The following is a 22823-nucleotide window of genomic DNA, read 5'->3' on the forward strand; positions in this document are numbered from 1 at the left end:
CTCCGATCAGACGGGTTCGGGGACTTTCAGTTCCCGACGCAGGGCGGTGAAATCGGTGATGGTTTTGGTGGCGACATTGGCGACGGGCCGGGCATTGCGACCGGTGGCCTCGGACTTGGACACCATCACCACGCCGTCGATGTACGGCTGAATGGTGGTGGCGTTCTGCACCGTTGCGACGATCACCAGCTGGAAGCCGAACTTGCGGAACGCCTGCAAGGCCTGCGAGGCGAACTGCGGGTCGGACTTGGAGAACGCCTCGTCGAGCATCAGCTGCGCGAAAACCGGTTTGTTGTCGCCGCTTTCGGGGTTGGCCAGGTTGAAGCTGAGCGCGCCGGCCAGGCAGAAGGCCATCAACTTCTCCTGTTCACCGCCGGAGTTGTCGCCGGCGTTGCTGTGCGTGCGGATCAGTTCGTCGTTGGCGACATCCCACTCGGCACAATCGAACGTGAAGCGGTTACGCACGTCGAGTGCGTCCCGGGTCCAGGCCCGGTCCTCGGGGTTGTTGCCGGCCAACCGGTTTCGCAAACGCAGGATGTCGGCGTACTGATCGAGGATGGCCTTCTTGTCGCCCAGCCCCACCTCGGCGATGCGTCGCGAGATGGCCTTGACGATGTCGGTCAGCTCGGAGACCGCGACCATGCTGCGCGGGTTGGCGCGCAGCGTCAGTCGGGTGCCGCGGTTGAATTCCACTGCGCCCAAACCGGTGTTGACCCGATCGATCTGCTCGCTGATCCGCCGGGTCTCCTGCTCGGCGACGCGGTGCAGCGTCAGGATCGCGTCGGGCGCCTGTTCGGTGATCAGCCGCATCATGCGGTCGTAGGCGTCGGGTAGCTCGCGCTCGTCGATGTGGCGGCAGACCGCGACGTAGTCGTAGATGCGCTCGTCGAAGTCATCCGAGTCGTTCGGGATGGCGTCCGGGAACGAGGTGTCGAAGGTCGCGACGATCCGCGACAGTTCCTCGTAGGAGCGCCGGCGGCTCTCGGTGAGCTGGTCGCGTTCGCGGCGGATGGCCGCGAACAACGCCTCGCGGTGCGGCTCAGGGTTGAGCAGTTCCAGCGGCACCGGAACATCAGCGGCGTAGCGACGCAACAGATCTGTCGCGTGCTCCGACACGTCGGCGGGGGACAGCCGGTCCTGCAGGTCCATCAGCTTGGTACGACGGCCGTCGAGATCGTCGCGCCGGGTCTGGATGGCGCCGCGCCGGGTCATCAGGGTCTGGATGTCGACCCAGCATTCCTCGGCCCGGGCCGACAGCGCCTCGATGTCGGGGTGGTCGGCCAGCAGCAGGTCGTACTGTTCGCGGAGCCGGTCGGCATGGCCTTCGGCGGTGTCGGTGTCGATCTGGCTCCATTGCGGGAACTGCTCGTAGACGGCCTTACAGGCCGCGGCCCGGTCGCGCCAGCGTTGCCGCTGCGCCGCAATCTCATCCGCGGCACGACGGGCGGCGCTGAAGGCCTCCTCGGCCTCGGTGAGCTCGGTGTGCAGCGCCTCCAGCTTGGAGCTGATGTCGCCCTGATAGATGTACTCGGACGGCTTGATCGGGCGCCGGTCGTCCTTGATGGCCAGCCGGTCGGAGTCCTTGTACAGACCCGTATCGGTGACGGCGCGGCGAAACCGCACGAACACGTCGGGGGTGTCCACGCAGATGTGGTCACCGGCCGCGGCGATCACATCTACGGCCTCGGCGGCGCAGGCATGCTTCGGCTTGACCAGGAACAGCTTGCCCGCCAACGTGTTCGGTTCTGCCTCGCGACCGGATGAGCCGGCCCGGACGTGGTGCAGCGCCAGGCGTCCGCGCATGTTGGTCTCGTTGACGAACCGCAGCACCTTGGCGTAGTGCTGGTCCGGCACCAGCAGCCGCAGGCCGACCGAGCGCAGCACCTTCTCCACCGCGAGGCGCCACCGCGTGTGCTCGGGCTGCAGATCGAAAAGCTCCGCGACATAGGGCAGTTCGGCGGGGTCGATGCCCACGCCCGCGCAGATCTGGTCGCGCATCGTGACCGCGGACTCGGGCAGCGCCGAGCCCACGTGCTCGACGCGCTTGAGTTCCTTGGCCGCGTTGTCGCGCAGGATTCGCGCGGACTTCTGCGCGTACTCGGCGTCGGTGGAGGTATCGCGGCCCCACTCCAACTTGCCCAGCATCTCGGTGGCCTGCCGGGTCAACTCCTCGCGCAGATTCCAGAATTCGTCGGCGCTGTCGGGCACTTCCACGCCAAGGGCCGCGACCATCTCCTCGTAGCCCGCGCGCCGGCGGGCCACATCGTCGGCCTGCGCCTCGGCCGCGGTTACCTGCGACTGCAGCGGGGCGACATTCGCCGATGCCCCGTTGATCTGGGCATTGAGCGAATCGCCCTCGGCCTTGGCCAGATTCAGCTGCCGGGTCAGGTCGGCGTTCTCGTGCTCCAGCTGGTCGATGGTCGCGTCGAGCGTCTCGATCTCGGCGGGACAGTGCCGCAGCCGGACGTGGTCGGTGTAGGCCCGCACCATCGGCAGGTCGACCAGATCGATGATGCCGAGGTCGGTCGACTCGGAGGCGTAGCGCACCTGGATCGCCTCGATGTCACCGAGGATCTTGCGCTTGCGCTGGGCCACTGCGAGCAGTTCACGGGCCTCGACGAGGGGATCGATCTGCTTGAGGGCCTCGGGCAGCCGGGCCAGGCTGTCCGGTTCGTCCAGCATGAACTCGCGGACGAACTGCTCCAGTCCACCAACGCTTTTCAGTGACTTGGCCTTGCCCAGCAGCTGCTGCGCGGCGTCCGAGGCCCGGATGCCGATCGAGGCGTACAGCTGCGCCAGGTACTGCGACTCGACCTTGGTGGTGAACCGCCAGCCGTTTTCCTTGAATACCCCGGTGTCGAACCGGCCCGCGGCCCACCGGTTGCACACGTCCTCGATGTCCAGATCGCCGTCGCCGATGACGAACCGGCTCGAGGAGTCCGAACGTGATTCTCCGGTAAGCCATTTGAGTACCAGGCCGGTGATGGTGCGGCCGGTGTTGCTGGTGTAGCTGACCGCGACCGCGGACCACGTGGTGCCGTCGCCGCGCAGGTACATGACCTGACTGGTGCCCGCGTCGCTGCGCTGACCCCACGCGCCGCGGACGTACTTGTCGACGGTGCGGCGGCCGGCGCTCGAGCCGGCCGCGGTGTTGTCACCGGAGGCGTTGAAATTGCGCCGGTTGAACGGCAGGAAGCCGAGTGAGATGGCATCCAGCAGTGACGATTTGCCGCTGCCGGAGGCGCCGGCGACCAGCGAACCGCCGGCACTGAACGGAATGGTGTGGTAGCCGTCGAACACACCCCAGTTGATGATCTGGAGCCGGGACAGGTGGAACTGCTCAGACATCTGTATCGGATCCCCCAGTGCCCGTGAGTTGTTCGAACTGCTGTTGCAACTCGGTGATCACCGAGGCCGTCATCACCGCGGTGATCACCGGGCTCACGGTGTAGCTGTCTTCGTCGTCGCGGCTGCGGCGCAGGATGTCGAGACCGGTGAGACGCGCGATGGCGGCGTCGATCCGGGCGGTGAAAGTCACGGCGTCGCGGTCGGTTTCGTTGAGCACCCCGGTGAACATGCCATGCATCTCGTCGCGGCTGATCAGGAAACTCTGGTCGCCGCCGGCGCGCATCATCTGCGCCAGGTGCAGCGCCAGAATCGAGTCGTAGGTACCCAGCGGCTCGCGCCGCAACACCTTGATGCCCTTGGCGGACTCGTAGCGGGCCTGCTCGATGAACGCGATGTCGACGCCTTCGGAGATGCGCAGCTGCAGGTCGAGTTCGGACAGCCGCACCGATAATTCGTTGCGGTACTCCAGGATCCAGCTGTAGATGTCGCGATCGGATTCGCTGCTGATATAGCGGCGGGTCAGCAGGTGCTGCAGTGCCCAGCAGGCCCGGTCCGGCATGGCGCTGACGTCGCCGTCGAACCGGGGCCGACGCTGCTGCGCCACTCGGCTGGCGCCGTCGACCTCGGGAAGCGAGGCGAAATCGATTGGGCTGTCGCTCATTATTGGCCTCCGCCAAGGCTAGTCATGTAAGGCTCCCGCCACCGCAACTGGCTCGGTGAACATCAGATACGGCACCTCGATCTCGCGGTCTCGGCCGTCGAGCGAACGGAAGCGCACCGACATGGTGTTGTCACCCGGGTCGCCTGCTCCTGAGGGTTGCTTGAGGGCCCACGACCACAACACGATGACGTGGCCCAGGTATGCCGAATCCAGCAGTGCGACGGCCTCGGCCAGCGACACCGGCCGGCGGGCGACCGCGGAATTGAGCATCTCGGACATCGCCGGTGCATCGACCTGGGTGGTCAGCGCCGCGAAGCTGGACAGGTCGACGTCGCCTTGTGCCGCTTCAGCCTGTCTCGGCGCCGACAGGTCGCCGATCTTGAAGCTCAGCGCGCCGATGGAGCTGATCGCGTGACGCGCCAGCGGGACCTCGATGTCCAGCCGGGAGTCGGTCAGTGACGACTTCAGCAGCGTCCGGGCCGCGCCGATCGCCTCGTTGAGCTGCCGGGCGACGCCGCGGCTGGACTCCATGGTGCCGACCGCGGTGAACCGCTTGACCCGCTGCGCACAGCGCTGCTGGATGCGTTCGACCTCGTCGATCTGATGTCCGATCAGCTCGAAGAAACCGGCCATCACCTTGCGCAACGCCGGGTCCAGTTCCGGGAGGGCGGAGGCGACGGTGGCGATGTCGGTCTCGAATTCGGCGCGCTGGTCGGGGTCGTTGATCATCCGCAGGAACGCCCGGTGCGAATCGCGGCCCGCCGAATCCCACGCCGCCTGATAGTCGGCGTACATCTGGCGCTGCCGGTCGCGGTACTCGATGTTGGTATCGATGGGATCGTCCAGCGCCTGCGTGGCCTGCTCGATCATGGTGCCGTACAGCCCGATGTCGGTGATCAACCGTTCCATCTGCAGCGCGATGGCGCGGGCCTCGTCGTACATGTCGGTGACGTCGGGCTCGGGCCGCAGGCCGGCTTCGAGCTCGTCGAGCTCGCGGTGCAGCGCGGCGATGTCGGCTTCGATGCCGGCCCGGATGCGGTCGGGGTCATTGCCGGCGCGGGTGGCGATCTGGCGCATGCGGGATGCGATGCCGCTGATCGAGCCGCCCGTGGCGATGCTGTCGCCCCGGCGCATGCCGCGGACGAAGTCGAGTGCGCGTCGCGCGTCCTGCGTCAGGTAGCAGACGTTGCGTTCTGCTCCGGCACGGTTTTCGGCCACCCGATGCAGCCAGCCCTGGCTGGCCCACAACTTGATCAGGGCGAGGCCGGACTGGCCGAGCTGTTCGTCGGTCTCGCCGAGGGCCGCCAGATCGCGTTCCAGCCGGACCACCAGATCGGTCTCGGCGACCATGCCGTCACTGAGGTGCCGCTCCATCAGGGTGGCGTACACCCCGAGGTTGTTGGTGGCCAGCAGCCGGACTGCGCGCGAGCCCTGAACGTCACGGTTGAGTTCGAGCAGCTCGGCGGCCGACAGCGCCGCATTCTCTTGCACCCGCAACCCCTGACCAACCTGACTCTTCGGTGCGTTCCACCGCCGGTCCAAGATACTTGGCGAACTGCCGGTCGGCGTCAGCGGTGGCTCCGGTTTGAGGCCCGAAAGGTGCTTGCTGATATTGCCGGGCACGGCCCGTCCCACATTTGGTCTCAGTATGTGGACACCGGCCGGTGTCCGCACCGCCTTCGGCGCGGGCGGGTGCAGCAACTGCTCCGAGACGCCGATCCGGCCCGTATCCGATTTGCTCGGGACGGGTACGAAACGTCCCGGGCGAGCCTCACCGGCCGTGGCTGACGCCTGTGAGATCCGAGTCACGATCACGATGTGGTGTGTTGCCGGTCACGACGTGAATACGGCGCCTGAGCATTACTAATCGGAATATATCGGGGTGGTGCGTCCGTGCGCCCGGGGCCTCGCGGAACGGTCTCTCGGCCACGTAAATGGGTTTGCCGACTGGCCATTTGCCCGGAAGGTTAGCCGGACTATTAATGGTGGTTTACCGGCTAAGACCGCGACCGGCGTGGTGTGGGCCGTGAAGTAACGGTGGTCGCTATTGATTCGTTACGACTTCGTCAAAAACCCTGGATTAACTGAGTTACTCGTCGGTAAATTACCCGCCAGTAAGCAGACAACTGGAGGAGTTTGTTCATGAATGTTGCGGTCCGTCGTCATACCAAGGCGGGTATCTGTGCAGCGACCACGGCGGCCCTTGTGGTCAGCCCGCTGCTGCCGTCGATGCCTGCCGCCGCCCACCTTCCGGCGCTGCCGTCGGTCAGCACCGCGGCGGTGCAGCTGACCGCGGCGTACAACCCGCTGCAGCCATGGCTCGCCGCGTTCAACACCGCGTCGGAGAACGCCAAGCGCATCGGCGCAGAGGTCTCCGAAGCGCCGGCGGTGCTGCTGCAGCAGTTCCTGGCGAACCAGATCAGCCACGTGGGGGCGATCCTGCAGAACCCCGGCAACATCGGCGCCGTGATCCAGGACGTCGGCCAGAACGTGAAGTCGGCGATCACCGCCGCCACGCTGCTGGGGACCAAGCCGGAAGACTGGACCATCGCCGATTCGAATGACATCTGGCACGGGCTGGTGGCACAGATGATCCCGAACATGCTCCCGACGGCGGGCAACCCGCAGGCGTCCGCGATCGTCACGCAGGTGGTCAACGTGCTGGCGTCACCGCTCAGCGGCGTCCTGATGGGTCTGGTGGGCCCGGGCATCAGCCCGGTGGTGGCGCTGGTCAACAGCATCACCAAGATTGCCACCTCGCTCGCCACCGGTGACGCGATGGCAGCGGCGCAAGCCGCCATCAACATCCCGGCTGCCATGGTGAACGGCTTCCTCAACGGAGCCAACCTCAACCTGGATGTGCTGGCGCCGCTGATCACCAAGACCATGCCCGCCGGCAATGAGCTGCAGAAACTCAACATCCAGTTCGGCGGCCTGTTCACCGCCGGAGTGACCGGCATGGACATGAGTGGCATCGGCGGCTCGATCCTGAACTCCCTCGGGCTGACCGCCCTCACGTCGCTTGCCCCGAACGATCCTCTGACCATCGCCGGTCAGGGCATCGGGCCGATCGGTGCGCTGGTGAACCTCAGCCACCTGCTGGCCAAGGCCATCGGCTGGAGCGGCACCGGTAATCCGCTGGCCCCCAAGGCGCCCGACGCGAATCCGGCGGCCGCCACCCAGGTGTCGGTGACCAAGGCGGCCACGGACAACTCGATCACCTCGATCCCGCAGCCCGCGTTGGCGGTGACCCCGGTGAAGGCCGTCGCGCCGGCCTCGGCCAAGCCGGAGACCCCGGCCAAGGCAGAGACGCCTGTCAAGGCCGAGACCCCGGCCAAGGCGGAGACTCCCGCAACTCCGGCTACGCCCGCGACACCGGCGACACCGGCGACCCCGGAGACGCCTGCCACGCCGGCGACCCCGGCGACGCCCGCGACACCCGCGACGCCGACGAAGGCCGATGACCACAAGTCGGACACCAAGTCGGACGCAACCAAGTCCGACTCGACCAAGTCCGACACGAAGTCGGAAACGAAGTCCGAGACCAAGACGTCCGAAACCAAGGCGAGCAAGCAGAAGTCGGAGAAGCCGAAGCCCGTCAAGAAGCCGGCTCCGGCGAAATCCACTGCAAGCCAGGGTGGTTCGACTCACGGTGCCGATGGTGGTGCCAGCTCGCACGCATCGGGCGCTTCGAGCAAGTAGTCAGTAGTCGGTGGGTCTCCCTGCTCGGGGGAGACCCACCGATTCCCGCCCGGAACTCTCCGTCAGGCAACCGAGCGCTTTGTCGTACCCACATCAACCCCAATCAGCTCGGAAAGAGGGAGTCGTTCTCATGGATTCAGCGGTCCGTCGCCATACCAAGGCGGGTATCTGCGCAGCGACCACGGCGGCCCTTGTGGTCAGCCCGCTGCTGGCGTCGACACCCGCCACGACCCACCTGCCGGCGCTGCCTTCGGTCAGCACGGCCGCGGTGCAGCTGACCGCCGCGTACAACCCGCTGCAGCCGTGGCAGGACGTATTCGAGACGGCCGGTGCCAGTGCGCAGCGACTCGGCAAGGAATTCGCCGCGGCGCCGGCCGTGCTGCTCCAGCAGATTCTGGCCAACCAGGTGAGCCACCTGCGCACGGTCCTGCAGAACCCGGGCAGCATCGGGACGGTGCTCGGTCAGGTGGTGAAGAACGTGCAGTCCGTGGTTCAGGCCGCCACGCTCCTGAACACCGACTACAACACCGGTCAGGCCTTCGGATCGCTCGACGGCTGGCACTACATGGCTCTCAACATCATGCCGAAGTTGCTCCCGACGGAGAACGACCCGCGGGCGACGCAGGTGATCACCCAGGTCCTCAACGTTCTTGCCTCTCCGCTCAGCGGCGTCCTGATCGGCTTGGCGGGTCCGGCGATCAGCCCGGTGGTGGCGCTGGTCAACAGCCTCACCGCGGCCGGAGCGGCGCTGTCCACCGGCGACGCAATGGCCGCACTGCAGCACGTGATCAACATCCCGGCGAAGGTGGTCGGCGGTTTCCTCAACGGTGCCAACCTCAACCTCGGCGCGCTGGCGCCACTGATCAACGGCTCCGGACTCCTGACCCATGAGACGACCCTGCACGATCTGAGCATCCAGTTCGGTGGGCTGCTCACGCCCGGCGTCACCGGGGTGGACCCCGTCACCGGCGCCGCCAACAACATCGGCGGTTCGATCCTCAACTCGCTCGGTCAGGTCGTCACCACCGGCGTCATGGGGTTCCCGCTCGACCTGCCGATCACCGGCCAAGGCGTCGGACCGATCGGTGCGCTGATGTCGCTGGGGCACATCCTGGCCAAGGCCATCGGCTGGAGCGGCACCGGAAATCCGTTGGCCCCCAAGGCACCTGCCGTGAATCCGGCCGCCGCCACCCAGGTGTCGGTGACCAAGGCAGCCACGGACAACTCGATCACTTCGATCCCGCAACCTGCTCTCGCGGTGAAGCCGGCCACCCAGGTCAAGCCCGCCACCCAGGCCGGCTCGGAGACACCCGCTACGCCCGCGAAGTCCGACAACCTGAAGCCGGAGACGACGAAGCCCGAGGCGACGAAGCCCGAGGCGACGAAGCCCGAGACGACCAAGCCCGAGACGACCAAGCCCGAGACGACGAAGCCGGACGCGACGAAGCCGGACGCGACCCATTCCGACTCGACCAAATCCGACTCGACCAAATCGGACACGAAGTCTGAGACGAAGTCCGCGCCCAAGTCGGAGATCAAGAAGCCGAGCAAGCAGAAGTCGGAGAAGCCGAAGCCCGTGAAGAAGCCGGCCCCGGCGAAATCCACTGCAAGCCAGGGCGGTTCGGCCCACGGTTCGGACGCCGGCGCCAGCTAGGTCGTCCCTTCCGTGAGCTGACGCAAAACTGTCGACTTCTCCCCGCAAATTCGACAGTTTTGCGTCTGTTCGCGAGTTGAAAGAAGCTGTAGCCCCTGCCCTACAGGAGCACGTACCGAGACCGGTGATGCAGCCGAAAACCCATCGACTCGGCCAGCGCTATCGCCGCGGTGTTGTCGTCGGGGACCCGAACGTAGGCGTGCGTCGCACCGCGGCCCGCAGCCCAGGCGAGCATCTCCGCGCAGACGGCGCGGCCCAGTCCGCGCCGACGCTCCGACTCGAGCACGACGACGTCCGACAACCCCGCCCACACCCTGCCGCCGGGCGCCGTGGTCACCGCGACACGCCCGATCGCGACATCGTCCACCGTGGCGAACGCCACTTCTCCGTCGACGACGGCGCTCAGTACCTCGGCAGGCACGTCCGCTCCGTGAATCCGCAGCCACTGGTTGTCGGGGTGCGACGGCAGCGCGGCATCGGAACCGCCCGACAGGGCGATGGTCAGCACCCGATTCGGCTCCACGCCCTCGGCGCGGACCGGCAGCAACCGTTCCGGCAGCGCCACCCACGGCTGCAGCCCGCGTGCGGCATACCAGTCGGCGATTGCCGGCAACGCCGTCAGATCCGACGAAAAGAGCAGCGGCACAGCCGAGTTGGTTCGCTTGGTCGGTCCACCCGCCCGCAGTAGCCAGCCGTTGATCCATTGCTGCTGCGTACCCGGCCAGGCCAGTGCGGCGGCATGCTCGACCGCGCGAATCTCCGAATTGCGCACCGGGGCGTGCGACAGCTCCCGGACCGACAGCACGTCAGTCGGGCTGATCTCGACGCGCTCACCCGATTTGGTGCGCACCACCACGAACGGGGTGAGTGCCTCGATGTGGCCGACGACGTCGGTGAAGGCCTCAACCTCCGACTCGGGCAACCGGTAGCGAAGCGAGACGCGGCTGCCGACGCGCCCGCCGGCGGGCATCAGTGCCCGAACGGGTCGTCGACCTCGCCGGGCATCCAGCTCAACCCGGGCACGCCCCACTTGTTCGACTTCACCATCCGCTTGGCGGCGCGCGCGTTACGGCCGATCAGACAGTCGAGGTACAGGAAGCCGTCAAGATGCCCGGTCTCGTGCTGCAGCATGCGAGCAAACAGTCCGGTGCCCTCCAGTTCGACCGGTTTGCCCTCGGCGTCCACGCCGGTGACCTTGGCCCAGGTGGCGCGGCCGGTCGGGAACGATTCGCCGGGGACCGACAGGCAGCCTTCGTCGTCGTAGTCGGGGTCGGGCATGGTCTCGGGGATTTCCGAGGTCTCCAGCACCGGGTTGATGACCACGCCGCGCCGGCGCTCGGTCTGGCCGCGGTCGTCGGCGCAGTCGTAGACGAACAGCCGCAGCCCGACACCGATCTGATTGGCCGCGAGGCCCACGCCGTTGGCCTTGTCCATCGTTTCGTACATGTCGTCGATCAGCGCGACGACATCGGAGGGAAGGGATCCGTCGGCGCCGACGGTCACCGGAGTGGTCGCGGTGTGCAGAACAGGGTCACCGACGATGCAGATTGGACGTACAGCCATGAGGAGCAATCTTAGGCGGACGACGATCCAGCGTTGAGGCGCCAGCCGCGTTGCGGAGTCCGGCAAATGTAACCGTGATCCGACTCGCGGGTAACGATCACGGCTCAATACCGTCCGCCGTGGTTGAATGTTCGCCGAACCACCTGGTGTGTCCCAGATCCGTTGTGACGTACGAAACAGGCTGGCATATACCGAGATCAGAGAAAGGGTCCAGGGGCGAAATGGACGGCGCTATGGCGCGTACTGAGCGATCCGGGGACGACTCTGAGCTCGCCGACGGGTTGACCCGCCGCGAACACGACATTCTTGGTTTCGAACGTCAGTGGTGGAAGTTCGCGGGTTCCAAAGAGGACGCCATCAAGGAGCTGTTCTCGATGTCGGCGACCCGGTATTACCAGGTGCTCAACGCACTGGTCGATCGACCTGAGGCGCTGGCCGCGGACCCGATGCTGGTCAAGCGACTGCGCCGGCAGCGGGCCAGCCGGCAGAAGGCCAAGGCTGCGCGTCGGCTCGGTTTCGAAATCACCTAGCTTTTCTGCCCTGAGGGTCCGCCTCGATAAGGTGGGGAGCAATGAATCAGCGAGAGTCTTCCGGACTACCCCTGCGCGCCATGGTCATGGTGCTGCTGTTCCTCGGTGTCGTGTTCCTGCTCGTGGCGTTCCAGTCACTGAGTTCGGACAGCAGCTCCGAGTCGAGCTCGTCGAGCAGCTCCAGCAGCGCCGCGTCCGCCAGTGCGACGACGACGTCGACGACGCCCGCGCCGGCCAAAGCCGACGTGAAGGTCTTCAACATCTCCGAGGTTGCCGGCGCGGCGCAGACCGTCGCCAACAAGCTGCACGAGGCGCAGTGGAACGTGACGGAGACCGATAACCTGAGCGTGGATGCCCCACCGGCCGCCACGACCGTGTATTTCGGTGACGCGGCCGGGGAGAAGGAAGCCGCCGAGGCGGTCGGCAAAATCCTCGAGGCGCCGGTCGAACCGCGTATCCCGGCGCTCAATGACAAGGGACCGGGCGTGATCGTTTTGGTGACCGGTTAGGCTCTCGGGCATGCCGATCTCAGCTCCGATTCGCTTCCTTGCCGCCGCTGCGGTCATCGCGCCCGTGGTGGCGGCGTGTGCCCCTCCGGGACAGGTTCCCAGCTCCGTGCCCGGCACCACGCCGGCGGTCTGGACCGGTGTCGAGCACGCCCCGCAGGGTCATGGCGAGAAGGCCGGCGAAAAGGCTGCCCCGCAGGCGGCGCCGATCGGCGAGAAGCTGGTCGCCGAGCTGAAGACCCCCGACGGTGCGACGGTCGCGACCGCTGAGTTCCTGTTCAACGGTGGCTTTGCCACCCTGACGGTCAAGACGACCGAGGGCGGCGTGCTGGCACCCGGCTTCCACGGTCTGCACATCCACTCGACCGGTAAGTGCGAGCCGAACTCGGTCGCGCCGGCCGGCGGCGCGCCCGGCGACTTCCTGTCCGCCGGCGGGCACTACCAGGCTCCGGGCCACACCGCGCACCCGATGAGCGGCGACCTGGCCTCGCTGCAGGTCCGCAATGACGGCACCGCGCAGCTGGTGACCACCACCGACGCCGTCACCGCCGAGCAGCTGCTCGCCGGCAACAAGACCGCGCTGATCATCCATGAGAAGGCCGACAACTTCGGCAACATCCCGGCTGATCGGTACGCCCAGATTCAGGGTGCCGTCCCGGGTGCCGACGAGACTTCGATGAATACCGGTGACTCCGGCAAGCGCGTGGCGTGCGGTGTCATCTCTGCCGGGTAGCGCGGACAGCCACACCCCACCGCGGATCGATTTCGCCGGGTCGCCACGACCGACCCTCGGCGTCGAATGGGAGTTCGCTCTCGTCGATGCCCACACGCGTGACCTGAGCAACGAGGCCGCCGCGGTCATCGCCGAGATCGGCGAGACACCGCATGTGCACAAGGAATTGCTGCGCAACACCGTCGAGGTGGTCACCGGCGTCTGCGACAACGTCGGCGAGGCCATGGACGATCTGCGCTCCACGTTGAGTCCGGTACGCCGGATCGTGCGGGAGCGCGGCATGGAGCTGTTCTGCGCCGGGACACACCCGTTCGCGGAATGGGAGAGCCAGCAGCTCAGCGAGGGCCAGCGCTACGCCGAGCTGATCAAGCGCACCCAGTGGTGGGGTCGGCAGATGCTGATCTGGGGCGTGCACGTCCACGTCGGGATCTCGTCGGCGCACAAGGTGATGCCGATCATCACGTCGCTGCTGAACCACTACCCGCATCTGCTGGCGCTGTCGGCGTCGTCGCCGTACTGGGACGGTGAGGACACCGGCTACGCCAGCAACCGGGCGATGATGTTCCAGCAGCTGCCGACCGCGGGCCTGCCGTTCCATTTCCAGAAGTGGTCGCACTTCGAGCGCTTCGTCTACGACCAGCGCAAGACCGGCATCATCGACCACATGAATGAAATCCGTTGGGACATCAGGCCGTCGCCGCATCTGGGGACCATCGAAGTCCGGATTTTCGACGGCGTGTCCAACATCGCCGAGCTCGGTGCGCTGGTTGCGCTGACGCACTGCCTGATCGTCGACCTGGACCGCCGGCTCGACGCCGGCGAGCAGTTGCCGACCATGCCGCCCTGGCATGTGCAGGAGAACAAGTGGCGCGCATCGCGTTACGGGCTGGACGCCGAGATCATCCTCGATGCGGACAGCAATGAGCGGCTCGTCACCGACGACCTGGACGACCTGCTGAACCGGCTGGAACCTGTTGCGGCATCGCTGAATTGCGCCGACGAGCTGGCCCGGGTCGCCGATATCTACACCCTGGGCGGGTCCTATCAACGGCAGCGCCGCGTCGCCGAGGAGACCGACGGGGACCTGCTGCAAGTCGTCGACGCGTTGGTGGCGGAGCTGGAGTTGTAGCCGTGGCCATCACGCCGATGTTCCCGCTGGAATCCGCGCTGCTGCCCGGCGACGAACTGCCGTTGCGGATCTTCGAGCCGCGGTACGTCGAACTGGTGCGGGACTGCATGGCCGCCGCGGAGCAGGTGTTCGGTGTGGTGCTGATCTCGGCCGGCCGTGAGGTCGGCGGCGGCGAAGCCCGGTGCTCGGTGGGGGCGCTGGCGCGCATCGACCGGTGTCAGCCGCAGGGGACCGGCCGGTACATGTTGAGCTGCAGTGTGACCGATCGCATCCGAATCCTGCAGTGGCACAACGACGATCCGTACCCGCGCGCCGAGGTCGAGCGATGGCCCGACGAGCCGGGGCCGGTGGTGCCCGAGTCGTCGATCGTGGCGATCGAGGACCGGATCATCGCGCTGTTCGAACGCATCGCCTCGATTCAGGGCGCGCGGCTGCGGGACCGGGGCTCGATCCTGGCCAGGACAGTCAAACCCGATGTGGGACAACGCCTGTACGCCCTGGCTTCCCTACTGCCGATCGGTCAGGCTGACAAGTATTCGGTGCTGGCTGCGCCGAATTCGGCGGCCCGGCTGGACGCGCTCGACGAGGCGGTCGAGAGCATCACGGCGATGGTGGAGTTCCAACTGTCGGAGGAATGACGGGGTTCGGCACTTCCGTGCAGCCAGGGTGGTGCCACACCCCCTATCCTGGACACAGTTCATGCGTTACGGGGAGGGCTAATGACGGGTTGGCAGGGGAGCGGTTACAACGGTCCCAACCCAGGTGGGGGCGCCGGTAGGTCGTCCGACGAAGAAGAGACGGCGATTCACCAGACCACGCCACCGGCCGCGCCGGGCTGGCCGGGTCAGACGCCGCAGCAGACGCCGCCGCCGTTGAGCCAGCCTCCGGCCAGTCAGCCGCAGACGCCGGCATGGGGCCAGCCGGCCGCGCCGCAGACCGGCGGCTGGGGCCAGGCGCCGAGCACGCCAGGTGCTGCGCCGCAGGGGTGGGGGACCCCGCCGGCGGTACCCGGAGCCGGACAAGGGTGGCCGGGTGCGCCCGCGGCGCCCGGTGGCTACGGCGCCCAGCCGTTCGCCACCCCGCCCAAGAAGAACAAGGTGCCGCTGATCATCGCGGCCATCGTGGTGGTGCTCGTCGTCGTGGGCGGCGGCATCTACTACGTCTACGACTCGTTCGGCTCGGGCGACAGCGGCGGCTCAGGTTCGGCCAGCGAGGTGGTCAAGGGCTACCTGGAAGCGCTGTCGAACGGTAACGCGGAGGCGGCGCTGTCCTTCAGCAGCGACCAGCCGGCCTCGAAAGAGTTCCTCTCCAGCGATGTGCTGAAGAAGCAGATCGCCGAATGGCCGATCAGCGAGATCCGCATCCTGAACGAAGACAAGACCATGGAATCCATCGGGCGCGGCGACGTCCATGTGGCGGCCAAGTTCGGCGACAAGAATTCCGACGCCACGATCAACGTGAAGAAGGAAGGCGGCAAGTGGCAACTGGCCCATGCCGCCATCAAGCTCGATCTGTCGTCGTTGAGCAGCACCGACAATGCGGCACGTAAGACGCTGACGGTGTTCGGCAAGGAGATCAGCGACGAATCCGCGATCTACGTCTTCCCGGGCTTCCTGGACCTCGGCAGCACCAGCCCGTACGTGTCGGTCACCAACAGCAAGCCGTTGCTGCTCGACGACATCGGAGGATATTCGGCGAGCTCCTACCTGCAGCCGAAGTTCGCGCTCAACGATGACGGCACCAAGACCATCACCAAGCTGCTCAACGCGGCGTATGGCAGCTGCTCGTCGTCGCGCTCGCTGGTCCCGCCGTCACCGTGCCCTGTGAAGATCAGCGACCGCGAGCTGGTCGACGGCACCGTGACGTGGAGTCAACCCGACATGAGCGCCGTCAAACTCGGTGATCTGGACGAATACCGGATGGAGGTCCGGATCTCAGGTGAGGTGCACTACCAGGTCAGCGGTCAGGGCCGCCGCGGCGGAACCACCAGTGGCACAGTGACCTCGTACGTCACCGGAACCACTGCCGACGTCAGCGGCGAGCAGGTGAAGCTCAAGTTCAACTGAGCTTGGCGTCGACGAACTCACTACCCACGTCCGGCACCTCGCCGGCGACCTCGGGCTTGTAGCGGGCGGTGACCTCGGCGGAGGTCTCGACGCTGGTCTGCCAGCCGTGGCGGGTCAGCCACTCGGCGATGTCTTCGCGCGGTTCGATGTAGAACAGGTCGCTGACGTCGAAGATCGGCTTGCCGCTGCGGGCCGCTTCGGCGCGGACCGCGTCCATCCGCTCCTCCCGGATGCGCTGCTTGGCCGCGCTGAAGTACTCGGGGCCGAACCCTTCGACCGCGACCCGGCTGCCGGGTGCACTGAGCTCATGGAGGCGGTCGAACAGCAGGTCCTGGGCTTCGGCGGGCAGGTAGGGCAGTAGCCCTTCGGCGAGCCAGGCCGTCGGCCGAGTGGGGTCGAAACCGCTCTGCCGCAATGCTTCCGGCCAGTCCTGGCGCAGGTCGATCGGTACGCCGACGTGCCGGGCGACCGGCTCGACCCCATGGGCAGCCAGGGTTTCCTCCTTGAACGCCAACACCTTCGGCTGGTCGATCTCGAAAACCACGGTGCCGTCCGGCCACGGGAGCCGCCACGCCCGGGCGTCCAATCCGGCGGCCAGGATGACCACCTGACGGATGCCATCGGCGCCGGCCGAGGCGAAGTACTCGTCGAACCACTTGGTGCGGGACGGCACGTACGCCATCAGCATGCGCAGGCGGCCGGCCTGCGCCGGACCTGGGTCGGCGGCAGTGAACGGTGACGACCAGCCCCGCGCGATCGCCGCGCCGACGAAGATCCGGGCACAGGGATCGTCGAACAACGGGTGCTCCGAACCGGATTCGGCGGCCCGGGCCGCCGCCACGCCCAGGGCAGTGGCGCCCACGCTCTCGGTGATGTCCCAGGAGTCGTCGTCAGTGCGCGCCATGGTCTTCCAATTCGTCGCGGATCAGCAGGTCGTCGCGGAAACTCTGCTCACGATAGGCCAGTTGGCCGACCCGGTTGGCCACTACCGGCGCGGTGATCAGGGTGAACAAACCGGCCAGGATCAGCATGCCCACGTCGGCGTGCCCGCGCAGCCGCAGCGCGGCGCCGGTCAGCACCAGCAGCAGTCCCAGCACCTGAGGTTTGGAGGCGGCGTGCATCCGCGTCAAGGTGTCCGGGAAGCGCACCACGCCGATCGCGGCGGTCAGTGCCAGGGCCGAACCGCAGAGCACCAAAGTGCCTGAGACAACGTCGAAGAGATTCATCGGGGCGGCTCGGCTTCAGTGTTGGTATCGGTGTCGCGGACGCGGAACCGGGCCACGCTGACCGAGCCGACGAAGGTGATCAGGGCCAGCGCGGTCAAGCTGTAGGTCGCCGTGGTGTCGAGGCTGTAGGCCGCCCAGGTGCCGATGCCGCACATGGTGACGGCGACGAACGTGTCCAGCGCGACCAGCCGGTCCAGGGTGCCGGGACCGGCCAGCAGCCGGAACACGGTGATGGCCGCGGCGGTGACGAGCATGACCGCGGCGATGATCCAGATGGTATTCATGCAGGGTCCGCTTCCACTGGCTGCCAATGGGATTCACGTTCGAACGAGGCGATCATCAACCGCTCCACTTCGGCGATCTGGCGGTAGAACTGCTGTACCGCGCGTTCGGACCCGACGTCGAGGACGTGGACGTAGATGAACCGGCGGGCCTGATCGATCTCCAGCACGATCGAGCCGGGGATGAGGTTGATGACGTTGACCGCGAGCGCCAGCACCAGATCCGACTTGAGCTCGAGCCGGGCCCGCAGCACCGCGGTCAGCGGAGGCGGACCGGGTCTGATCGCCAGCCAAGCCACCTGGACCGACGACAGCACCAGGTAGTAGGCGACCTTGAGGGCCAGCCACGCCAGCGACAGCGGGTGCAGCCGGCCGGCCACCGGAACCTGCGGCAACGGCAACAGCACCGTGATCAGCAGGCCTACGGCGAGGCCGCCGAGGATGTTGGCGACGGAGACGTTGCCCCACAACAGAATCCACACGGCCATCAGCCAGACCAGGATGCCGGCGCGCGGTAACCACTGCCTCATGGCGTCAACACCACCGAGACGTACTGGCCGCGGTCGGCGACCTGGTCGGCTGCGCGTTCGGCGAACCCGAAGATTGGCCCGGCGAACACCGTGAGGGCCAGCCCCACCACGATCAGGACCGCGGTCGGAGCCAGCATCCCGACGGGCATCCGGCCGACGTCCGCCCGATCGTCGACGGCCACATCCGCCGTCGGCACCAACAGACCGGCCGGGGCCCCCGTCACCAGGCTTTCGGGTGCGTCGGCGCGGGCGCGCCAGAACGCGAGCGTCCACACCCGCGCCATCACGTACAGCGTCAGCAGGCTGGTGATGACGGACCCGGCGACCAGCGCCCAGGCCAGGACCGACGCGCTCGTCGCGCCGGCCTGCAGCAACGCCACCTTGCCGATGAACCCCGAGAACGGCGGGATACCACCGAGATTCAGCGCGGGGATGATGAACACGCACGCCAGCAGCGGGCTGGCCGCGGCCAGCCCGCCGAGGCGCTGCAGTGTCGACGCGCCGGCCTGCCGCTCGATCAGTCCCACCACCAGGAACAGCGTGGTCTGCACGACGATGTGGTGCGCGACGTAGTAGATGGCGCCGGCCATGCCGACCCGGTTGGACACGGCGATGCCGAACACCAGGTAGCCGATGTGGCTGACCAGGGTGAAGGACAGGAGCCGCTTGATGTCGCTCTGGGCCATGGCGCCGAAGATGCCGATCAACATGGTCAACAGCGCCGCGACCATCAATACGTTGTCCAGTGCGCCGCCCGGGAACAGCAGGCTGTGGGCCCGAATGATCGCGTACACACCGACTTTGGTGAGCAGGCCGGCGAACACCGCGGTGACCGGCGCCGGGGCGGTGGGGTAGGAGTCGGGCAGCCACGCCGACAGCGGGAACACCGCCGCCTTGATGCCGAAGGCCACCAGCAGCACCGCGAACAGCGCCGCCCGGGTGCCCGGTGTGATGCCGTCCAGCCGGTTCGCCAGCTCGGCCAGGTTGAGGGTGCCGGTGGCCGCGTAGATCAGCGCGATACCGATCAGGAAGATCACCGACGACACCATGGACACCATGACGTAGCCGATACCGGCGCGCACCCGCTCCTCGCTGGCGCCGACGGTCAGGAGTACGAAGCTCGCGGCCAGCAGGACCTCGAAGCCGACGAACAGGTTGAACAGGTCGCCGGCGAGGAAGGCGATACACACGCCCGCCGACAGCACCAGGTAGGTCGGCAGGAAGATCGACACCGGCTGCTCGTCGCCGCCGTCGCGGATACCCTGCCCGATGGCGTACCAGACCACCGCCAGCAGCACGATCGCGGACACCACCAGCATCAGGGCCGAAAGCCGGTCCACGACAAGGACAATCCCGAGCGGTCCCATCCCGGGTTCGGTCTGGCCCCAGCCGCCGACGTGGACCGCGACGGTGCCGCTGTGATCGACGACGTAGACCAGAGCCGCGCAGACCGCCGTCATCGCGGTGAGCGCCACGAGCGCGATGATCTGCTGCAACCGGGGACGGCGTCCGGCGAACAACGTCGCGGCGGCGCCGAGGATCGGGATGAGAACAGGAAGCGGCGCCAGCACCGCGCCCGTCGTCACGCCGGCTCCGATTCGGTTGGCAGCGCGTCGAGTTCGGCGGGTGCGTCGGTGTCGGTGACGACGGCCGGCTCGCCCCGGTCTTCCTCGACCGCCGGGGCGTCGGTGGACGACAGCTCCACCAGGCGGCTGTCCTCGGGGTCGTTGCCCACTTCTTCGACGGTGGTCAGGCGGTAGGCCCGGTAGATCAGCGCCAGCACGAACGCGGCGACGCCCATGGTGATGACGATGGAGGTCAGGACCATGCCCTGCGCCAGCGGATCGGCGGTCCCGGTCTGGCCGTGACTGGTGCGGCCGCGCACCGGCGGATTGCCGGACTCGCCACCCATCACCAGGATCAGCAGGTTCACCGCGTTGCCGATCAGCAACAGGCCCAACAGCATTCGGGTCAGGTTGCGCTCCAGCAGCAGGTACACACCGGTGCCGGTGAGGCCGCCGATGAGCACCAGGGGAACGAGATAGGTCGTCATCGGGTGGCCACCTCACGTGGTGCGTACAACTCTTCGTCGACTTTGGCGCCCAGGCTGCGCAGGATGTCCAGCACCAGGCCGACGACGATGAGGTACACGCCGAGGTCGAAGAACAGCGCCGTCACCACCTTCACCGAACCCAGCAGGGGCAGCGTGAATTTCACCACCGCGCTGGACAGGACGGGCGCACCCAGCAGCAGCGAGGCCGTTGCGGTGCCGGCGGACAGGGTCAGGCCGGCGCCCAGCACCTTGCCGGCGTCCAGCGGCAGCGTCTCGCCCAATTCGTAACGGCCCCCGGCCAGGTACCGCAGCACCAACGCCAGGCCGGCCGTCAGGCCACCGGCGAAACCGCCGCCGGGAGTGTTGTGCCCGGCGAAGAAGAAGTACACCGACAGCACCATGATCAGCGGGAAGATCATGCGTGTCGCGACCTCGAGGACCAGGGAACGGTGCCGTGGATCGCGCAGGTCGCTGCCGCGCAGCCAGGTGGTGTCGGGCGTCGACGGATGGTCTTTGGGGACCCGGGGCGCCGATCCGAAACGCCGGTGCCGGAACACCATTGACGCCACGCCGGTCGCGGCGACCAGCAGCACCGAGATTTCGCCGAGCGTGTCCCAGGCCCGGATGTCCACCAGCAGCACGTTGACGGTGTTGGCGCCGTGCCCGCGGTAGTAGGCCGCGTCGGGTAGCAGTTCGGCCAGCGGCCGGGTGTTGCGTGCGGCCATGGCGTAGACCGCCAGCGCGGTGACCGACGAGCCGACCGCCGTGGCCAACAGTGCGCGGGGCAGCCGGTGCCGCTTCATGTGGGTGGCGTCGGATTCGGCGGGCAGGGTGCGCAGCACCAGCAGGAAGACCACCAAAGTCAGTGTCTCGACCAGGAATTGGGTGAGTGCCAGGTCGGGCGCCCCGTAGAAGATATAGAGCGTGCCGCAGCCGTAGCCGGTGACACCGACCACCAGCACCGCCGCCAGCCGGTTGCGCATCACCGTCGCACTGATCGCCGCTGCCAGCACGATGAGGCCGACGACCACCTGGATCGGCGAGTTCCACCACCGCAGCTCGGGGTGGTCGCGCTCACCGAGGAGCAGCACCGCGATGGGCAGCACGGCGAGGGTGGACAGGATCATGGCCTGGGTCGTCGGAATCGATCCGCGCTGGGTCAGTGCCGTCAGCCGCACGGCGAACCGGTCCGCGCCCCGGATTGCCGCGTCGTACATCCGGTCGGCGTTGCCGAGCGGTAGATAGGGCACCCGGATCCGTTCGAGGCGGTGCCGCAGGCCGAATGCCGCCGCGCCGGTGGCGACGATCGCGGCGGACAACACCAGCGGGAAGTTGACGCCGTGCCACAGCGCCAGGTGATACCCGGAGCTGCCCGGCATGGTCGCGGTGTAGTCGGCGATGGCGTGGTCCAGCGCGTTCGGCAGCAGCCCGAATCCGAGGCCGGCGACCGCCAGGATGCCCGGCGGCAGCAGGAAACCGATGCTGGGGCGGTGCATCTCCGCGACGCGAATCGTCGGATTCGGCAAGCCTTTTCGGGCGAATGCCCCGTGCAGGAACCGAAGGCTGTAGATCATGGTGAACACCGAGCCGAACGCCACGGTGGCCAGCACGAACGGAGCCGATGCGCCCAACGTCGGGCTGTGCCACAGGGTTTCGAAGTCGGCTTCCTTCGCGACGAAACCGAGGAACGGCGGCAGCCCGGCCATGCTGGCGGCAGCGGCGACGGCGATGCCCAGCAGTACTGGGCTGCGCCGGCCGAGCCAGGCCAGTTTCCGGATGTCGCGGGTGCCGGTGGCGTGGTCGATGATGCCGACCACCATGAACAGCGCGGCCTTGAACATGGCGTGCGCGCACAGCATGGCCAGCCCGGCCAGCATCAGATCTCCGCCGCCGGCCCCGACCATCACCGTGATCAACCCGAGCTGGCTCACCGTGCCGAACGCCAGGATCAGTTTGAGGTCGTACTCGCGGACGGCGCGCCAACCGGCCAGCAGCAGCGTCGCCAGCCCCAGCGCCACGACCGTCGGCCGCCACGGCTGGTGATCGGCGAAACCGGGCGTCATGCGGGCGATCAGGTACACGCCGGCTTTCACCATGGCCGCGGCGTGCAGGTAGGCGCTGACGGGCGTCGGTGCCGCCATGGCGCCCGGCAGCCAGAAATGCATCGGGACGATGGCCGACTTGGACAGCGCGCCGATCAGCACCAGCACGACGGCCACCGACGAGGTGGTCCCGGTCGGCGCGTTGGCGACGACGTCGGACAGCCGGTAGGTGCCGGCGAGCGTGCCCAGCATGATGATGCCGGTCAGCATGGCCAGACCGCCGGCCGTGGTGACCAGCAGCGCCTGGGTCGCGGCGCGCCGGCTGGTGGCGCGTTCTGCGTAGTGGCCGACGAGCAGGAACGACAGCACGGTCGTCAGCTCCCAGAACAGGTACAGCAGCAGCGTGTTGTCGCTGCACACCAGCCCGAACATGGCGCCGGAGAATGCGACCAGCTCGGCGGCGAAGCTGGGCAACCGATTCTCCGTGTGCCCGTCGGCGTGGTGGAAGTACTCGGCGCAGTACAGCAGCACGAGGGTGCCGACACCCAGCACCAGCACCGACATGATCGCCGCCAGCGAATCCAGGCGCAGCGTGATGTCCATGTACAGCTGCGGAACCCAGTCGATGTGCAGCGTCTGCTCGCCGGTGCCGGGCCAGTTCAGGGTCAGCCAGATCAGCGAGCCGGCGGGCGCCAGGGCAAGGGGATAGAACGCCTGCCGTCCCCAGCGCCGTACCGACAGCGGAGCGAGCACAGTGGCGATAGCGTGCACGTACAGAACGGTGAGCATGGGCCTCCGG

20 protein-coding genes are annotated in these 22823 nt (G+C 67.4%); 8 read left to right on the plus strand and 12 right to left on the minus strand.

Going from position 1 to position 22823, the window contains the following annotated elements; all coding sequences use genetic code 11:
- Window positions 1-6 precede the first annotated feature (6 nt).
- Genes ACNO8X_RS07380 through ACNO8X_RS07390 form a run of 3 tightly spaced genes read right to left on the minus strand, consistent with a single transcriptional unit; the run spans window position 7 to window position 5500 of the window.
- Window positions 7-3348 carry an ATP-binding protein gene (locus ACNO8X_RS07380; RefSeq protein WP_418004775.1) on the minus strand — a complete coding sequence of 1114 codons (3342 nt, stop codon included), beginning with the start codon at window positions 3346-3348 and terminating at the stop codon, window positions 7-9.
- A complete protein-coding gene (locus tag ACNO8X_RS07385; RefSeq protein WP_260971112.1) occupies window positions 3341-4009 on the minus strand; it encodes a DUF4194 domain-containing protein in 669 nt (222 codons plus the stop codon). The genes ACNO8X_RS07380 and ACNO8X_RS07385 overlap by 8 nt, the downstream gene beginning before the upstream one ends.
- A gap of 18 nt (window positions 4010-4027) precedes the next feature.
- On the minus strand, window positions 4028-5500 hold the full coding sequence (locus ACNO8X_RS07390) for a DUF3375 domain-containing protein (RefSeq protein ID WP_418004776.1): 1473 nt from the start codon (window positions 5498-5500) through the stop codon (window positions 4028-4030).
- A 651-nt stretch (window positions 5501-6151) separates the two neighbouring features.
- Between ACNO8X_RS07390 and gjpA (ACNO8X_RS07395) the strand changes: the two genes are divergently transcribed.
- Both gjpA (ACNO8X_RS07395) and gjpA (ACNO8X_RS07400) read left to right on the plus strand, forming a co-directional pair.
- On the plus strand, window positions 6152-7711 hold the full coding sequence (gjpA, locus tag ACNO8X_RS07395; protein WP_418004777.1) for an outer membrane porin GjpA: 1560 nt from the start codon (window positions 6152-6154) through the stop codon (window positions 7709-7711).
- 130 nt (window positions 7712-7841) lie between these two features.
- Window positions 7842-9365 carry an outer membrane porin GjpA gene (gene gjpA / locus ACNO8X_RS07400; RefSeq protein WP_418004778.1) on the plus strand — a complete coding sequence of 508 codons (1524 nt, stop codon included), beginning with the start codon at window positions 7842-7844 and terminating at the stop codon, window positions 9363-9365.
- 100 nt (window positions 9366-9465) lie between these two features.
- Here the strand turns inward: gjpA (ACNO8X_RS07400) and ACNO8X_RS07405 are convergent, their stop codons facing one another.
- Together ACNO8X_RS07405 and ACNO8X_RS07410 are read right to left on the minus strand one after the other, a co-directional pair.
- Window positions 9466-10335, minus strand: coding sequence for a GNAT family N-acetyltransferase (locus tag ACNO8X_RS07405; protein WP_418004779.1), 870 nt, complete (start codon window positions 10333-10335; stop codon window positions 9466-9468).
- Window positions 10335-10928, minus strand: a complete 594-nt coding sequence (locus ACNO8X_RS07410) for a peptide deformylase (RefSeq protein WP_043401167.1) — start codon at window positions 10926-10928, stop codon at window positions 10335-10337. The genes ACNO8X_RS07405 and ACNO8X_RS07410 overlap by 1 nt, the downstream gene beginning before the upstream one ends.
- Window positions 10929-11149: 221 nt before the next feature.
- Here ACNO8X_RS07410 and ACNO8X_RS07415 point away from each other — a divergent pair, with 221 nt between their 5' ends.
- The 6 genes from ACNO8X_RS07415 to ACNO8X_RS07440 all read left to right on the plus strand — a co-directional run bounded on the left by ACNO8X_RS07415 (window position 11150) and on the right by ACNO8X_RS07440 (window position 15892).
- Window positions 11150-11458 (plus strand): DUF3263 domain-containing protein, encoded by a 309-nt coding sequence (locus ACNO8X_RS07415; RefSeq protein ID WP_029105136.1) that lies wholly within the window; start codon window positions 11150-11152, stop codon window positions 11456-11458.
- A gap of 41 nt (window positions 11459-11499) precedes the next feature.
- The gene (locus tag ACNO8X_RS07420) at window positions 11500-11967 is read left to right on the plus strand and encodes a LytR C-terminal domain-containing protein (RefSeq protein WP_043401170.1); all 468 of its coding nucleotides are present in this window, start codon (window positions 11500-11502) and stop codon (window positions 11965-11967) included.
- Window positions 11968-11977: 10 nt separating this feature from the next.
- Window positions 11978-12697 (plus strand): superoxide dismutase[Cu-Zn], encoded by a 720-nt coding sequence (sodC, locus tag ACNO8X_RS07425; protein ID WP_043401173.1) that lies wholly within the window; start codon window positions 11978-11980, stop codon window positions 12695-12697.
- Window positions 12678-13826, plus strand: a complete 1149-nt coding sequence (locus tag ACNO8X_RS07430; RefSeq protein ID WP_418005810.1) for a glutamate--cysteine ligase — start codon at window positions 12678-12680, stop codon at window positions 13824-13826. The genes sodC and ACNO8X_RS07430 overlap by 20 nt, the downstream gene beginning before the upstream one ends.
- A gap of 2 nt (window positions 13827-13828) precedes the next feature.
- Complete coding sequence (locus tag ACNO8X_RS07435; protein WP_418004780.1) at window positions 13829-14464, plus strand: LON peptidase substrate-binding domain-containing protein; 636 nt, start codon at window positions 13829-13831, stop codon at window positions 14462-14464.
- 81 nt (window positions 14465-14545) lie between these two features.
- A complete protein-coding gene (locus tag ACNO8X_RS07440; protein WP_418004781.1) occupies window positions 14546-15892 on the plus strand; it encodes a hypothetical protein in 1347 nt (448 codons plus the stop codon).
- Here the strand turns inward: ACNO8X_RS07440 and ACNO8X_RS07445 are convergent.
- From ACNO8X_RS07445 to ACNO8X_RS07475, 7 genes are read right to left on the minus strand one after another with little or no spacing between them, the layout of a single operon-like run.
- A complete protein-coding gene (locus ACNO8X_RS07445) occupies window positions 15885-16796 on the minus strand; it encodes a class I SAM-dependent methyltransferase (RefSeq protein ID WP_418004782.1) in 912 nt (303 codons plus the stop codon). The genes ACNO8X_RS07440 and ACNO8X_RS07445 overlap by 8 nt on opposite strands.
- Window positions 16783-17118: a monovalent cation/H(+) antiporter subunit G gene (mnhG, locus tag ACNO8X_RS07450; RefSeq protein WP_418004783.1), complete on the minus strand. Its 336-nt coding sequence runs from the start codon at window positions 17116-17118 to the stop codon at window positions 16783-16785. The genes ACNO8X_RS07445 and mnhG overlap by 14 nt, the downstream gene beginning before the upstream one ends.
- A complete protein-coding gene (locus ACNO8X_RS07455; RefSeq protein WP_260936798.1) occupies window positions 17115-17402 on the minus strand; it encodes a monovalent cation/H+ antiporter complex subunit F in 288 nt (95 codons plus the stop codon). The genes mnhG and ACNO8X_RS07455 overlap by 4 nt, the downstream gene beginning before the upstream one ends.
- The gene (locus ACNO8X_RS07460; RefSeq protein ID WP_133760971.1) at window positions 17399-17929 is read right to left on the minus strand and encodes a Na+/H+ antiporter subunit E; all 531 of its coding nucleotides are present in this window, start codon (window positions 17927-17929) and stop codon (window positions 17399-17401) included. Before ACNO8X_RS07460 ends, ACNO8X_RS07455 begins: the two co-directional genes overlap by 4 nt.
- A complete protein-coding gene (locus ACNO8X_RS07465) occupies window positions 17926-19515 on the minus strand; it encodes a Na+/H+ antiporter subunit D (RefSeq protein WP_418004784.1) in 1590 nt (529 codons plus the stop codon). Before ACNO8X_RS07465 ends, ACNO8X_RS07460 begins: the two co-directional genes overlap by 4 nt.
- Window positions 19512-19982: a Na(+)/H(+) antiporter subunit C gene (locus ACNO8X_RS07470; RefSeq protein WP_043401188.1), complete on the minus strand. Its 471-nt coding sequence runs from the start codon at window positions 19980-19982 to the stop codon at window positions 19512-19514. Before ACNO8X_RS07470 ends, ACNO8X_RS07465 begins: the two co-directional genes overlap by 4 nt.
- On the minus strand, window positions 19979-22813 hold the full coding sequence (locus ACNO8X_RS07475) for a Na+/H+ antiporter subunit A (RefSeq protein ID WP_418004785.1): 2835 nt from the start codon (window positions 22811-22813) through the stop codon (window positions 19979-19981). Before ACNO8X_RS07475 ends, ACNO8X_RS07470 begins: the two co-directional genes overlap by 4 nt.
- Window positions 22814-22823: the final 10 nt, after the last annotated feature.

The sequence above is a fragment of the Mycobacterium sp. PDNC021 genome (assembly GCF_048282635.1).
Taxonomy (GTDB): Bacteria; Actinomycetota; Actinomycetes; order Mycobacteriales; family Mycobacteriaceae; genus Mycobacterium; species Mycobacterium llatzerense.